1 pseudogene is annotated in these 299 nt (G+C 65.6%); it reads left to right on the plus strand.

The features are described from left to right. Positions 1 to 299: pseudogene (locus A2J02_RS18890) on the plus strand (NAD+ synthase); the annotation flags it as partial.

Raw genomic sequence — 299 nt, forward strand, 5'->3', positions numbered from 1 at the left:
GGTTCCACCTGGGGCCGCTCCCCGCAGTTCGTCGAGCATCTGTTGATCGTCGACGTCGATGCGCCCGCCGATCCGGGTCCGGACGCCGCGGCGGTACCCGGCTGGAGCATCGACCGGATACCGCTGCCCGACGTCGCGATCACCGGCTGGCAGCGAGCCGAGCCGTACCTCGCAGAGATAGCGAGCACCGAGGAACAAGTGTGGGGCGCACTGGTGACCGGACTACGAGACTATGTGCACAAGAACGGTTTTCGTTCGGTGGCTCTCGGATTGTCCGGCGGGATAGATTCTGCGGTGGT

Origin of the sequence: Rhodococcus sp. EPR-147, from assembly GCF_001647185.1 — a bacterium.
GTDB lineage: Bacteria > Actinomycetota > Actinomycetes > Mycobacteriales > Mycobacteriaceae > Rhodococcoides.